Annotated in this window: 11 protein-coding genes; 9 read left to right on the top strand and 2 right to left on the bottom strand. The window is 70.0% G+C overall.

The window, feature by feature from the left end:
* Nucleotides 1-18 precede the first annotated feature (18 nt).
* From ACFXOO_RS08115 to ACFXOO_RS08100, 4 genes are all read left to right on the top strand, one after another.
* A complete protein-coding gene (locus ACFXOO_RS08115; protein WP_394563297.1) occupies nt 19-870 on the top strand; it encodes an exodeoxyribonuclease III in 852 nt (283 codons plus the stop codon).
* Between the two features lie 93 nt (nt 871-963).
* Nucleotides 964-1968 (top strand): tryptophan--tRNA ligase, encoded by a 1005-nt coding sequence (gene trpS / locus ACFXOO_RS08110; RefSeq protein WP_394563296.1) that lies wholly within the window; start codon nt 964-966, stop codon nt 1966-1968.
* A gap of 74 nt (nt 1969-2042) precedes the next feature.
* Entirely contained in the window at nt 2043-2609 is a 567-nt protein-coding gene (locus ACFXOO_RS08105) for a GNAT family N-acetyltransferase (RefSeq protein WP_378853560.1), read from the top strand.
* Nucleotides 2610-2709: 100 nt separating this feature from the next.
* Nucleotides 2710-3588 carry an Fpg/Nei family DNA glycosylase gene (locus tag ACFXOO_RS08100; RefSeq protein ID WP_394563295.1) on the top strand — a complete coding sequence of 293 codons (879 nt, stop codon included), beginning with the start codon at nt 2710-2712 and terminating at the stop codon, nt 3586-3588.
* 50 nt (nt 3589-3638) lie between these two features.
* Here ACFXOO_RS08100 and glpK read toward each other — a convergent pair whose 3' ends face one another.
* A complete protein-coding gene (gene glpK, locus ACFXOO_RS08095) occupies nt 3639-5177 on the bottom strand; it encodes a glycerol kinase GlpK (RefSeq protein ID WP_378853556.1) in 1539 nt (512 codons plus the stop codon).
* Nucleotides 5178-5226: 49 nt separating this feature from the next.
* A complete protein-coding gene (locus ACFXOO_RS08090; RefSeq protein ID WP_394563294.1) occupies nt 5227-7005 on the bottom strand; it encodes an FAD-dependent oxidoreductase in 1779 nt (592 codons plus the stop codon).
* A gap of 354 nt (nt 7006-7359) precedes the next feature.
* Here ACFXOO_RS08090 and ribD point away from each other — a divergent pair, with 354 nt between their 5' ends.
* The 5 genes from ribD to ACFXOO_RS08065 are packed head-to-tail and all read left to right on the top strand — an operon-like array spanning nt 7360 to nt 12296.
* Entirely contained in the window at nt 7360-8385 is a 1026-nt protein-coding gene (ribD, locus tag ACFXOO_RS08085) for a bifunctional diaminohydroxyphosphoribosylaminopyrimidine deaminase/5-amino-6-(5-phosphoribosylamino)uracil reductase RibD (protein ID WP_394563293.1), read from the top strand.
* On the top strand, nt 8385-9029 hold the full coding sequence (locus ACFXOO_RS08080; protein ID WP_378841172.1) for a riboflavin synthase: 645 nt from the start codon (nt 8385-8387) through the stop codon (nt 9027-9029). The genes ribD and ACFXOO_RS08080 overlap by 1 nt, the downstream gene beginning before the upstream one ends.
* Complete coding sequence (gene ribA / locus ACFXOO_RS08075; RefSeq protein ID WP_378853550.1) at nt 9026-10303, top strand: GTP cyclohydrolase II; 1278 nt, start codon at nt 9026-9028, stop codon at nt 10301-10303. Before ACFXOO_RS08080 ends, ribA begins: the two co-directional genes overlap by 4 nt.
* Complete coding sequence (ribH, locus tag ACFXOO_RS08070; protein ID WP_378841178.1) at nt 10300-10773, top strand: 6,7-dimethyl-8-ribityllumazine synthase; 474 nt, start codon at nt 10300-10302, stop codon at nt 10771-10773. The genes ribA and ribH overlap by 4 nt, the downstream gene beginning before the upstream one ends.
* 44 nt (nt 10774-10817) lie before the next feature.
* On the top strand, nt 10818-12296 hold the full coding sequence (locus tag ACFXOO_RS08065; protein ID WP_394563292.1) for an MFS transporter: 1479 nt from the start codon (nt 10818-10820) through the stop codon (nt 12294-12296).
* Nucleotides 12297-12312: the final 16 nt, after the last annotated feature.

Raw genomic sequence — 12312 nt, 5'->3', positions numbered from 1 at the left:
GCGTCTAGGCTGATCCTCGTGCAACGCCCCCTTCGCATCGCCTCCGTCAACGTCAACGGCATCCGCGCGGCAGCCCGCAACGGCATGCACGCATGGCTCGAGACCGCGGGGGTCGATGTGCTGACGCTGCAGGAGGTGCGGGCCACGGCCGCCGACGTGGCGGCCGCCCTGCCGGGCTGGTTCTTCGTCAACGACGAAGCACTGGCGAAGGGTCGCTCAGGTGTCGCCATCGCGACCCGCGAGCCGGTGGACGCCTTCCGCACCGACCTCGTCGGCGGCCCCGATCTGCAGCCGAAGGGCCGCTGGATCGAAGCCGACGTCGTGGCCGAGGGTGAGACCGTCACCGTGGCGAGCGCGTACGTCCCCACCGGGCAGGACGGCACCCCGAAGCAGGCGGAGAAGTACGCGTTCCTCGATGCGATGGAGGAGCGCATGCCGCAGCTCGCGGCCGACGGACGGCTGGCCCTCATCACCGGCGACCTCAACGTCGGCCATCGTGAGCTCGACATCCGCAACTGGAAGGGCAACGTGAAGAAGGCCGGCTTCCTCCCCCGCGAGCGCGCCTACTTCGACCGCTTCCTCGGACCGGCGGGCTCCTCCGTCACCGGCGTCGACGGCTCCGTCGGCGCGGGTCTCGGGTGGGTCGATGTCGGTCGACGCTTCCACGGCGACGTCGACGGTCCGTACTCGTGGTGGTCGAGCCGCGGCAAGGCGTTCGACACCGACACCGGGTGGCGCATCGACTACCACCTCGCCACGTCGACGCTCGCCGAGCGCGTCACGGACTACCGGATCGTGCGCGCCCCGTCGTGGGACACCCGGTGGAGCGACCACGCCCCCGTCGTGGTCGACTACACGGTCGGTCTCTGAGCCGGGCTCGGCGCGGCATCCGCCCCCGGGTCTTCGATCGGGCCGGACAGGACCGTCGAGGGGGCCGGCGGGACCGCGAACTAGACTCGACGGGTGAACAAACCCCGCTTGTACTCCGGCATGCAGCCCTCCGCCGACTCGCTCCAGATCGGCAACTACATCGGGGCGCTCATGCAGTGGCGAGACCTGCAGGACTCGTACGATGCGTTCTTCTCGGTCGTCGACCTGCACGCCCTCACGCAACCGAACGATCCCTCCGAGCTGCGGGCGAAGACGCGGCGCACGGCCGCGCAGTACATCGCCGCCGGCATCGAGCCTTCGCGTTCCACCCTGTACGTGCAGTCGCACGTGCCCGCGCACAGCGAGCTCGCGTGGATCCTCTCCACCCTCACCGGCTTCGGCGAGGCGAACCGCATGACGCAGTTCAAGGACAAGTCGCAGCGCTACGGCGTCGACGCGACCTCGGTGGGCCTCTTCACCTATCCGGTGCTGATGGCGGCCGACATCCTGCTGTACCAGACCGACGTGGTGCCCGTCGGTGACGACCAGAAGCAGCACGTGGAACTCACGCGCGACCTCGCGGAGCGCTTCAACTCCCGGTACGGTCAGACCTTCACGGTGCCGGTGCCCGTGATCCAGCGCGACACCGCGCGCATCTACGACCTCCAGAACCCGACGTCGAAGATGTCGAAGTCGGCCGAGTCCGATGCGGGTGTGCTGTGGATGCTCGACGAGCCCGCCGTCAACGCCAAGAAGATCATGCGCGCCGTCACCGACAGCGAGGGTGCCGTCCGGTTCGACCGCGAGAACAAGCCCGGTGTGTCGAACATGCTGGTGATCTACGCCGCACTCAGCGGGCGTCAGATCCCCTCCATCGAGGACGAGTACGCGGGGCGAGGCTACGGCGACTTCAAGAAAGGCCTCGCGGAGGTCGTGGTCTCCGAGTTCGAACCCGTGCGCGCGCGCACGCTCGAGATGCTCGATGATCCGGCCGAGCTCGACCGCGTGCTGGCGGTGAACGCCGACCGCGCGGCATCCGTCGCCAACGCCACCCTCAACGACGTCTACGACAGGATCGGCCTGCTGCGCCGCGCCTGAGTGGGCCACCGGGGGCGTGGTGGGTGCACAACCGGGTCGCTCGTGGTCGGTTCGCACGTCGATAGGGTGGCGAGATGGATGCCGTGACCCTGCACAGCGCCCGGCTCGAGCTCTCGATCCCCACCAACGGCGACGTCGACGCGATCTTCGCCGCCTGCCAGGACCCCGGCATCCAGCGCTACACCACCGTTCCCTCGCCCTACACGCGAGTCCACGCCGAGCAGTTCGTGGTCGACGTGGCGGCGCAGTGGGCGGCCGACGAGCACCTCACATGGGCGATGCGGCGTGACGACGAACTGATCGGCATGGTGGGTCTGTACCGTCTCAGCGCCAAGGGCGACGGCGAGCTCGGCTATTGGGTCGCGCGGCAGGCTCGCGGTCAGGGCTATCTCACCGAGGCGTCGCGCACCGTGCTCGACTGGGGCTTCTCCGAGGACGGTCTCGCGCTCACCCGCATCGAGTGGCACGCCTCGGTCGGCAACATCGCCTCGGCCCGGGCCGCCCGCGCTCTGGGCTTCCGCTACGAGGGAATGCGACGGCAGGCGCTGAAGAACTCCCACGGTCGCGACGACGGCTGGGCCGCTGCTCTGCTCTCGAGCGACGATCGGAGGCCGCAGCCGTGGCCGGTGCTGCCGGACTGAGGCTTCGGCCGGCGGCGGGGCGGAGGGTTGCCGGTACGCGCGGCGTGTGCTGAGTCCGGAGGGCCGCCCGGGCAACCCACCCGCGTGGCAGGATGGGCGCATGCCCGAGATGCCCGAGGTGCAGGGACTCGTCGACTTCCTCCGCGGACGCGTGACCGGCCTCGAGATCACGCGCGTCTCGGTCGCGAACATCGCCGCACTGAAGACCTACGACCCGCCGGTCACCGCCCTGGTCGGCACCGCCGTCGCGGGTGCCGAGCGGCACGGCAAATTCATCGACCTGGCCACGACCCACGACGGCGACGACGCGGCACCCCACCTCGTGTTCCACCTGGCGAAGGCCGGATGGCTGCGCTGGTACGACACCCTCCCCGCCACGGTCATCCGCCCCGGCAAGACGCCGATCGCCCTGCGGGTGGCCCTCAGCGACGGCTCGGGCTTCGACCTCACCGAGGCCGGGACCAAGAAGTCGCTCGCGGTCTACGTCGTCCGTGACCCCGCCGACGTTCCCGGCATCGCCCGGCTCGGCCCCGACCCGCTCGATCCCACCTTCACCCGTGACACGCTGGCGGCGCTCCTGGAGGGGCGGCGGACGCAGATCAAGGGCGTGCTCCGCGACCAGTCCATCATCGCCGGGGTCGGGAACGCGTACTCGGACGAGATCCTGCACGCCGCCAAGACATCGCCGTACGCTCTGGCCGCCAAGCTCACGGACCCCGAGATCGACCGGCTCTTCGCCGCGATGACGACGACGCTGACGGATGCTGTGGCCGAGGCATCCGGCAAGCCGCCCGCCGACCTGAAAGACGCGAAACGCCGCGGCATGCAGGTGCACGGACGTCGAGGGGAGATCTGCCCCGTCTGCGGCGACACCGTGCGCAGCGTCTTCTTCGCTGACAACAGCCTGGAGTACTGCGCGACGTGCCAGACGGGTGGCAAGCCCCTCGCCGATCGCCGGTTGAGCAGGCTTCTGAAGTAGACGCTCTTCGTCTCGTCGCTGCGCTCACCGCTTCACGGCCAGGCGGCGGATCAGACGTCGTTCGTGCCCGCCAGGATGTGAGCGTCTTCGTCGACCCAGTCGAGCGACTTCGTCACGGCCTTGCGCCACATGCGCACGCGGCGCTCCCGCTCGGCCGGGTCCATCGAGGGTTCGAAACGCGCGCCCTCCCGCCATTGCGCCCGCAGGTGGTCTCGGTCGTTCCAGACACCGGTCGCGAGCCCGGCCGCGTACGCGGCGCCGAGCGCGGTGGTCTCGATCACCTCGGGGCGGACGACCGGGATGCCGAGGATGTCCGCCTGGAACTGCATCATGAGCGCATCGCGCGACCCGCCGCCGTCGACCCGCAGCTCGAACAGATCCTTCTCCGTGTCCATGAGGGCGGCATCGATCACATCTCGCGATTGGAACGCCGCAGCCTCCAGCGCCGCGCGGGCGATGTGGGCCTTGTTCACGTAGCGGGTCAGACCGACCAGGGCTCCGCGCGCGTCGGGGCGCCAGTACGGGGCGAACAGGCCGGAGAAGGCGGGGACGAAGTAGGCGCCGCCGCTGTCGGCCACGGTCGAGGCGAGGCGCTCCACCTCGGGCGAGGACGAGATGATGCCCAGGTTGTCGCGCAGCCACTGCACCAACGACCCGGTCACGGCGATCGACCCCTCCAGCGCGTACCGTGCCGGCTCGTCCCCGCACCGGTACGCGACCGTCGTCACGAGTCCGTTCGTCGAGCGCACGATCTCGGTGCCCGTGTTCACGAGGAGGAAGTTGCCGGTGCCGTAGGTGTTCTTCGATTCGCCCACGTCGAACGCGGCCTGACCGAACATGGCCGCCTGCTGGTCTCCGAGGATGCCCGCGATCGGGATGCCCCGCGCTGCGGCGGGCTCGCGCACCTCGGTGACCACTCCCGAGGACGAGACGATCTCGGGCATCATCGAGCGGGGGACGCCGAAGGTCTCGAGGAGTTCGTCGTTCCAGTCGAGGGTGGCGAGGTCCATCAGCAGGGTGCGGCTGGCGTTGGTCACGTCCGTGACATGGATGCCCTGCCGCGTGTCGCCCGTCAGATTCCAGATGACCCAGCTGTCGGGGGTGCCGAAGAGAAGGTGTCCGGCCTCCGCGTCGGCGCGCGCGCCGGGGACGTGATCGAGGATCCACGCGATCTTCGACGCGGAGAAGTAGGTTGCGAGCGGCAGCCCCGTCTGCGCGGCGAAGCGGTCGGTGCCGCCGTCTGCGGCCAGCCGGTCGATCATCGGCTGCGTGCGGGTGTCCTGCCACACGATGGCGTTGCCGACCGGTTTGCCGGTGCGGCGATCCCACACGATGACCGTCTCGCGCTGGTTGGTGATACCGAGGCCGGCGATGTCCCCGGCGCGCAGCGCGGCGTCCTTCAGAGCGGTCGAGATGACCCACTGCGTGTTCGTCCAGATCTCGATGGGGTCGTGCTCGACCCAGCCGGCACGCGGGAAGATCTGCTCGTGCTCACGCTGCGCGACGCTAACGATGGATCCGGAGGAGTCGAAGACGATCGCCCTCGTCGATGTCGTCCCCTGGTCGAGCGCCAGAACATGGTCGGCCACGATGCCTCCTTCTGCGCGCACCCGTGCACGGGGCGGGCGCGGCTCCAGGCTAACGGCCGCTGCTCGACTCTCCGTACGACGACACCGGCCGCACGTCCGACGATGACGCGGACCGGGCCCCCGAGATCCATGCCGGATCCGCGGCGTGGACGCGATCGAGGCCGCGCTGCACCTCTCCGTCGATGCCGGAGGCATCCCAGCCGAGAACCGGTGCCAGCACTCCGGCGATCTCGCGCGCGGCCGATTCCGTCGCCTCGCCGAGGAACGCGAGGCTCGTCCGTCGCATCAGGACGTCGTCGAGGTGCACGACGCTCTCCGTCCGCGCGAGGTGCCGCAGCTCGCCCGAGCTGTAGGCAGGTGCGGCCGCGAGCAATCGGTCGTCGGGGTCTTGCAGGATCGCCGTGATGACCTCGGCGGCAACCGTGCCGTAGCGGTCGAGGAGCATCGCGGCGCGATCGAGCGGCAGCGTGCCCCGGTGAGACTCCAGCCACTGCCGGCGGGTGCGCTCGGTGGCGGGGAATCCCTTGCCGCCGCCGATCGCGAGACCCTTCGTCGAGCGCAGCCGGGGTCGGGCGAGGAGCTCGAGCGCGCGGTCGGCCAGGTGTTCGGCGGAGGCGCGGAACGTGGTCCATTTCCCGCCGACGAGACTGAGGACCGTGGCATCCGTCACTCCCCCGCCTCGCAGCTTCGCCGTCTCGATGCGATAGTCGCGCGACACGAACCCGGCCGCGATGTCGCCATGGCCGGGCAGTGGGCGCACCCCCGAGAAGCGGTAGACAATCTGCGAACGATCGACCTCGATCGACGGCAGCACGTGCGCGACGAGTTCGAGGAAGTAGTCGACCTCGGCCTCGGTGCAGACGATCGGATCGGACATGTCGTGCTCGAGGTCGGTCGTGCCCACCAGCACCCGACCCTTGAGCGGGTAGATGAGCACGATACGGCCGTCCTTGTGCTCGAAGAAGAGCTCGCGCCCGCCGGTCGCAGCCAGCAGTTCGGGGTGATCGAGGACGATGTGCGAGCCCTTCGTACCCCCCATGAGCGCGGTGGGATCTTCGAGCGCATCGTTCGTCAGGTCGGTCCACGGTCCGGACGCGTTGATGACGACGGATGCCGCGACCGCCACTTCTTCCCCCGTCACGGTGCTCTGCACCACGACCCGGCCGTCCCTGACATCCACCGCCCCGGTGTAGTTCGCCGCGCGCGCGCGGTCGCCTCCCGCAGCCCGGCCGTCGCGGAGGACGTCGAGCGCGAGCCGCTCCGGATCATGCAGCGAGGCATCCCAGTAGGTCGCCGTGTACTTGATGGCGGGATTCAGCTGCGGGAGGGCGGCCAGCGATCGCCGGCGTCCGTGGAACGCGTGCCGGGGAACGCGGCCGCCGCCGCGCGAGAAGGAGTCGTAGATCACGAGCCCGATCTTGATGAGCGCCGCACCGCGCTCGCGGTGACCCTTCGAGCCGTGACGGAGGAATCGCAGGGGCGCGCTCAGCACCCCGGAGAAGGTCGAGAAGATCGGAATCGTCGTCTGCAGCGGGCGGACGTAGTGCGGCGCGACCCGGAGCAGCCCGTTGCGTTCGGTGACGGCCTCGTGAACCAGCCGGAACTCGCCGTTCTCGAGGTACCGCACGCCGCCGTGGATCATGTGCGACGACGCCGCGGATGCGCCGCTGACGAAGTCCGACCGCTCGACGAGCATGACGTCGACCCCCTGCAGAGCGAGGTCTCGGAACGCAGCGAGCCCGTTGATGCCGCCGCCGACGATGAGCACATCGGCCCACGGTCGCGCGACCAGATCGTCGAACGTGGTGTGGCGTGGTGACGGTGACATGCGCGCCCCTTTCCCCCCTCCAGGCTAAACGGCGGGGAGGGGCGGAAGGGCGCCTGCGAGGGCCTTCGCGGGGAGTTGCCAGCCGTCATGGAATGAAATCCCGCGCGGGGCGTTGAGTAGACTCCAGAGCAGTACAGAGTGCTCCGGGGTCGGTGAGAATCCGAACCGGCGGTGACAGTCCGCGAACCGAGGCAGAAGCATCCGGAAGGGTGCGGTCTCGGCCGATCCGGTGGAATTCCGGAACCGACGGTGATGCGAGGGTCTCCCTCGTCAGTCCGGATGAGAGGCGCACGGACGGTGACGAGCCGTCGGCGTGAGCCATCCCCGGAGATCCGATCCGGAACGGGGAATGGCATGGGCATCAGCGCCGCGGAGGACTCCGCGATGACGCGTGCGTTCGCGCTGGCGCTCAACGGCCCGCGCGGCGTGAACCCCCAGGTGGGAGCCGTCCTCCTCGCCCCCGACGGCACGGTCGTGGCCGAGGGCTGGCACCGCGGAGCCGGTACCGCGCACGCGGAGGTCGATGCCCTGTCCCACCTCGGCCCGGAGGGCGGCAGGGGTCTCACCGCGGTCGTCACCCTCGAGCCCTGCAACCACCAGGGACGCACGGGGCCCTGCTCGGAAGCCCTCCTCGCCGCCGGGATCAGCCGCGTGATCTTCGCCGTGGACGACCCCAGCCCCGAGGCGGGCGGAGGCGCGGAGCGTCTCGCCGCCGCGGGTGTCGACATCGAGCAGGGGTTCCGCCGCGCCGAGGGCGAGCAGCTGCTCGCGTCCTGGCTGCGGACGGCGGAACTACGCCGGCCGCACGTGACCGTGAAATGGGCGCAGAGCCTCGACGGTCGTGCCGCGGCGGACGACGGGACCAGCCAGTGGATCACCGGACCCGCCGCACGGGCCGATGTGCACCGGCGTCGGGCGGCCGCCGACGCGATCGTCGCCGGGATCGGCACGATCCTCGCGGACGACGCCTCTCTCACCGCGCGCGCGGACGACGGCACGCTCGTGGCGTCGCAGCCGCAGCCGGTGGTGATCGGGCGGACGCCCACACCGGCGGATGCCGCCGTGCGCCGTCACCCCAGAGCACCCCTGTTCTACGACACGCACAGCCTTCCGAACGTGCTGTCGGATCTGCGCGATCGCGGGATCCAGACCGTGTTCGTCGAGGGCGGCCCCACGCTGGCGAGCGCGTTCCTCCGGGCGGGACTCGTGGACGAGGTGGTCGTCTACATCGCGCCTGCCCTGATCGGCGGACGCAATCTCGCGCTCGCCGACATCGGCGTCGACACGATCACCGACGCGCGGCGACTGAGTGTGGCATCCATCGACCGACTCGGCGACGACCTGCTGGTCGTGGCACGCCCTTCTGAAGGAGAAAGCTGATGTTCACCGGAATCGTCGAAGAGGTCGGCGCCGTCACCGCTGTGGAGGAGTCCGGAGACGGGGTGCGTGTCACCGTGCACGCGCCGATCGCCGTGGCGGATGCCGCGCACGGCGACTCGATCTCGGTGAGCGGCGTGTGCCTGACGGTCGTCGACCGCGGGGACGACTGGTTCACCGCCGACGTGATGCGTCAGACGCTCGACATGTCGACCCTCACGGGCGTCGACGTCGGTCGTCCCGTCAACCTCGAGCGCGCGACGGCGGCCCACGGACGACTCGGCGGACACATCGTGCAGGGCCACATCGACGGCACCGGGGAGGTGCTCGAGGTGCGCCCGGGCGACCAGTGGCGCGTCCTGCGCTTCTCGGTGCCCGCCGATCTCGCCCCCCTCGTCGTCGACAAGGGCTCGATCGCGATCGACGGGGTCTCGCTCACCGTGAGCGCGGTCAGCGACCCGTCCGCAGAACCCCAATGGCTCGAGGTGTCCCTCATCCCCGAGACGCTCGCCGCCACGACGCTCGGCGCGCGGCGCCCCGGTGACCGCGTCAACCTCGAGACCGACATTTTGGCCCGCCACGTGCGGCGCCTCCTCGCATTCACCCCCTCGGCGCTCGGCGCCCCGACAGAAGGAGGCTCCCGATGAGCCTTTCCACCATCCCCCAGGCGCTGGACGCGCTGCGCGCCGGCAGGCCGATCATCGTCGCCGACGACGAGAACCGCGAGAACGAGGGCGACGTCATCATCTCGGCCGAGCTCGCCACCCCCGAGTGGATCGCCTGGACCGTCCGCTGGTCGAGCGGCTTCATCTGCGCCCCCATGCCCGCCGACTGGGCGGACCGTCTCGACCTACCGCCGATGGTCGCGGTGAACGAGGACGCGCGCGGCACCGCCTACACCGTGAGCGTCGACGCCGCCACGCGGGTGACGACGGGCATCAGCGCGTCGGATCGCGCGCACACGCTGAACGTGCTCGCCGACCCCGAGTCCACGCCGTCGAGCCTCATCCGCCCCGGCCACGTCCTTCCGCTCCGCGCCGTCGACGGCGGCGTGCGCGAACGAGGGGGCCACACCGAGGCGGCCGTCGACCTCATGAAGCTCGCGGGTCTCAAGCCGGTGGGCGCCATCGCCGAGATCGTCGCCGAGGACGGCAGCATGATGCGCCTGCCCGGCCTGATCGACCTCGGCGCGCGCGACGGCGTGCACGTCATCACGATCGAACAGTTGATCGCCCACCTCGACGAGGTCGACCCGCGCGACAGCGCCGTGCCCGGTCCGCACCGCCGGCGCGTGAGCTTGCGCGCCGAGGCGCATGTGCCGACCTCCCACGGCGACTTCCGCTTCCTCGCCTACAAGGACCGCGTCACGGGCACCGACCACATGGCCGTCGTCTCGGGCGAGCTGACCGACGACGCGCCGCTCGTCCGCGTTCACTCGGAGTGCCTCACCGGTGAGGCCTTCGGCTCGCTCAAGTGCGAGTGCGGTCCGCAGCTCAACGCCGCGCTCGACGCCATCGACGAACAGGGGGGCGTCGTGATCTACATGCGCGGCCACGAGGGTCGCGGCATCGGCCTCATCAACAAGCTGCGGGCCTACAGTCTGCAGGAGCGCGGACTCGACACCGTCGACGCGAACCTCGCCCTGGGCCTTCCCGCCGACGCCCGCGACTACGCCGCGGCAGCCGGCATCCTCGCGGATCTGGGTATCGAGCGCGTCCGGCTGCTGACGAACAACACCGACAAGGTGAACCAGCTGCGTGAGCTCGGCCTCGACGTCGTCGAGCAGGTGCCGCTGCTGGTCGGCGTCGGTCCCAACAACCACCAGTATCTCGAGACGAAGCGCGACCGGATGGGGCACGTCATCGCCGATGCCGATCTCGCCGACGCGCTCTCGCAGATGCACGAAGGAGCAGGCGCATGAGCGGCAGAGGAGCGCCCCTGACCGGGGGAACGGACGCCACGGGACTTCGGATCGTCGTCGTCGCGGGGACGTGGCACGACGCGATCAGCGAGGGTCTCATCGCGGGCGCCGAGCGCACGCTCGATGCCTCCGGCGCGACGTGGCAGCTGGTGCGCGTTCCCGGGTCGTTCGAGCTGCCGGTGGTGGCGAAGGCGGCCCTGGATGCCGGCGCCGACGCCGTCGTCGCCCTGGGCGTGATCATCCGCGGCGGCACTCCGCACTTCGAGTACGTCTCGTCGGCCGCGACCGACGGTCTCACGCGCGTGGCGCTCGACACGGGCAAGCCGGTGGGCTTCGGACTGCTCACCCTCGATGACGAGCAGCAGGGCCTCGATCGCGCCGGTCTCGCCGGCTCGAAGGAGGACAAGGGTGCCGAGGCCGCGGACGCCGCGATCCGGACTGCTCTCGTCCTGCGTCAGCTGCGCGACTGACGCCGCGCGCCAACCTGGGAGAACCCTGGGTAGACTCGTCGCTTATGTCTTCCCCTGTTTCCCCGCCCACCGCCTCGGCACCGCTGAATCCGCGCTCACGCGTGATCACCGCGAGTCTCGTGGGCACCACGATCGAGTTCTACGACTTCTACGCGTACGCGACCGCCGCGGTGCTCGTGTTCCCGATCCTGTTCTTCCCGACCGGCAACGAGACCACCTCGCTCCTCGCGTCGTTCGCCGTGTTCGGCGCGGCGATGGTCGCCCGTCCGATCGGTGCGCTCGTCTTCGGGCATTTCGGCGACAAGTTCGGCCGCAAGGCGACGCTCGTGGCCTCGCTGCTGACGATGGGCATCGCGACGGTGCTGATCGGCTGCCTGCCCACCTTCCAGCAGATCGGCTGGGTGGCGGCATTCCTCCTGCTCGTCCTGCGTCTCGCGCAGGGCTTCGCGCTGGGCGGCGAATGGTCGGGTGCGGCGCTCGTGGCCACCGAGAACGCGCCGGCGGGGAAGCGCGCGTGGTACGGCACGTTCCCGCAGCTCGGAGCACCGATCGGGTTCATCATCGCCAACGCGGTGTTCCTCACGATCAACTTCGCCCTGCCCCACCCCGATGGCACCGGCCAGCGGTCCGAGGCGTTCCTGGCGTGGGGCTGGCGCGTGCCGTTCCTGTTCTCGGCGGTCATGGTGATCATCGGGCTCTGGGTCCGGCTGAAGCTCGTCGAGTCCGAGACCTTCACGAAGGCCGAGAAGACCGGCGCCATCCGCAAGTTCCCGGTCGGCACGGTCTTCCGCCACCACTGGTGGCACCTCATCCTCGGCACGTTCATCATGCTCGCGACGTATGTGCTTTTCTACCTGATGACGAGCTTCACCCTGTCGTACGGCACGAAGGCGGCAGACCTCGGCACCGCCTCGGCGGCCGCCCAGGCTGCTGCCGAAGCCGCCGGCAAGCCGTTCGACGCCACGGCCTTCGCGGCGCAGTTCTACCCCGGACTCGGTTTCGCCTACACCGACTTCGTGCTCATGCAGATCATCGGCGTCGTCTTCTTCGGCATCTTCACCCTCCTGTCCGGCCCCATCGCCGACGCGATCGGCCGCAAGAAGCTGCTCATCGGCGTGACGATCGGCATCATCGTGTTCGGTCTCGCGTTCGACCTGTTCCTGCTCCCCCAGGCGGACCCGAAATTCACCGGCGCGCTCGTCCAGGCGTTCCTGATCTTCGGCTTCGCCCTGATGGGCACGACCTTCGGGCCCATGGGCGCGGTGCTGCCCGAGCTGTTCCCGACGAACGTGCGCTACACCGGCTCGGCGGTGTCGTACAACGTCTCGTCGATCCTCGGTGCTGCTCTCGCTCCGCTGATCGCGCTCGCCCTCTGGGCTGCGGCCGGCGGCGACCCCTGGCTGGTCGGCCTGTACCTCGCCGGCTCGGGCGTCCTCACGCTGATCGCCGTCTTCCTCGCCCCCGAGACGAAGGACGTCGACTACGAGGCCGATCTCGGCGTGGGAGTCACCGGCTCGCTCTAGTCCGGAGCCCTCGACG

Origin of the sequence: Microbacterium sp. P03, assembly GCF_043556235.1 — a bacterium.
Taxonomy (GTDB): domain Bacteria; phylum Actinomycetota; class Actinomycetes; order Actinomycetales; family Microbacteriaceae; genus Microbacterium.
This window is presented reverse-complemented; position numbering and strand designations above follow the sequence as displayed.

What these genes read in the sequence shown, in the direction of transcription:
- ribD (WP_394563293.1), top strand. Translation starts at nt 7,360, where the DNA reads ATGGGCATCAGCGCCGCGGAGGACTCCGCGATGACGCGTGCGTTCGCG.
- ACFXOO_RS08080 (WP_378841172.1), top strand. Translation starts at nt 8,385, where the DNA reads ATGTTCACCGGAATCGTCGAAGAGGTCGGCGCCGTCACCGCTGTGGAG.
- ACFXOO_RS08105 (WP_378853560.1), top strand. Translation starts at nt 2,043, where the DNA reads ATGGATGCCGTGACCCTGCACAGCGCCCGGCTCGAGCTCTCGATCCCC.
- ribA (WP_378853550.1), top strand. Translation starts at nt 9,026, where the DNA reads ATGAGCCTTTCCACCATCCCCCAGGCGCTGGACGCGCTGCGCGCCGGC.
- ribH (WP_378841178.1), top strand. Translation starts at nt 10,300, where the DNA reads ATGAGCGGCAGAGGAGCGCCCCTGACCGGGGGAACGGACGCCACGGGA.
- ACFXOO_RS08100 (WP_394563295.1), top strand. Translation starts at nt 2,710, where the DNA reads ATGCCCGAGATGCCCGAGGTGCAGGGACTCGTCGACTTCCTCCGCGGA.
- ACFXOO_RS08090 (WP_394563294.1), bottom strand. Translation starts at nt 7,005, where the DNA reads ATGTCACCGTCACCACGCCACACCACGTTCGACGATCTGGTCGCGCGA.
- ACFXOO_RS08065 (WP_394563292.1), top strand. Translation starts at nt 10,818, where the DNA reads ATGTCTTCCCCTGTTTCCCCGCCCACCGCCTCGGCACCGCTGAATCCG.